Genomic DNA, 1,127 nt, shown 5'->3' with positions numbered 1-1,127 from the left:
GAATTTTTAATCCAGGCTATAGACGGTGAATTTGCTGATCTTGTAGCGCTTTGCAACAGCGCGCCAAGTTTCTCCATTAGCAATATCGTTAAGAATTTTCTGTCGGAATTGGCTGCAGTAGGTCATAGGATATGCTCAGTTTGTTTTTGATAATTCTACTACAAGTTGTTCTTTATATCTGCTTTGGATAGATTGGATTATAAGTGATTTGACTATATCAGTTAAATCTTTGAATGTTTCAAAGGTAGACTCTGCAGAATCTTTACCTTGCATCGCATTCATAATTTTATTAAAAAAACTACCCATTTTAGTCTCCATTTAATCTTTTACTAATTATATTAATTAACCTGATAACAATAAAAAATTGAATAAAAGTAACTATAGAAAAAAATTGTCCATAATGTTATATTGAAATTTCCATAATATGAATAATCTAATAATATATTTTCTATCATTCCCCAAATAAATATACCTAATATAGTATTATAAGCAAATTTGCTACGTTTATATAATTCGAATAATTCTGATTTTTCATTCTTGTATTTTTTATATTTATGTAAATCATCTGAAACACAACTAGCAAATATAAGTTCAAGAAACAAATGCACAGAAGAATCATCGCTAATAAAAAATATAAATAGTAATAATTTTATCCACCATATATACCACACAACAGAGGTAAAGGTATCAAATATACTCTCCCACTTGACATAGGGAATATTATGTTGAAATTGTTTATTAAACAAGATATAAAAGATAGTTTTTATATTGTATTTATAATCAAACTTCTTGTTTTGCATGTGTCTCCTTTAATGTCCGATGATACTATTGAGACTTAATAATCGAATCTCTATCTTGACACTTTACTTCTGCCAGGCAGTTGATATCGTCAACTAAATATTTATTTAATCGTAAATTGTATAACACAACTTAACTCAAAGTATATAGATTTGCAAGCATAACTTTTTTTCTAACAAGTTGAAAAAAATTTATAATTTTACGCTGCTATTTTAAGTGGATACGCTTTTAACGTCTCAGCAAGCGGTTCAGAAGTGGCTGCTGCTTCGCGCAAGTCGCGCAAAAATCCCGTTCCTTTGAGGTTCACAATTTTTACTCATCACTTAAAA

The 1,127-nt window shown here is 28.9% G+C and carries 2 protein-coding genes; both read right to left on the bottom strand.

What is annotated here, in order from left to right:
- Positions 1 to 6: 6 nt before the first annotated feature.
- Positions 7 to 126 (bottom strand): helix-turn-helix domain-containing protein, encoded by a 120-nt coding sequence (locus A5N85_RS15335; RefSeq protein ID WP_143143321.1) that lies wholly within the window; start codon positions 124 to 126, stop codon positions 7 to 9.
- 9 nt (positions 127 to 135) lie between these two features.
- Positions 136 to 306, bottom strand: coding sequence for a hypothetical protein (locus tag A5N85_RS15835; protein ID WP_169818682.1), 171 nt, complete (start codon positions 304 to 306; stop codon positions 136 to 138).
- Positions 307 to 1,127: the final 821 nt, after the last annotated feature.

Origin of the sequence: Suttonella ornithocola (genome assembly GCF_001889065.1) — a bacterium.
Classification (GTDB): domain Bacteria; phylum Pseudomonadota; class Gammaproteobacteria; order Cardiobacteriales; family Cardiobacteriaceae; genus Suttonella_A; species Suttonella_A ornithocola.
This window is presented reverse-complemented; position numbering and strand designations above follow the sequence as displayed.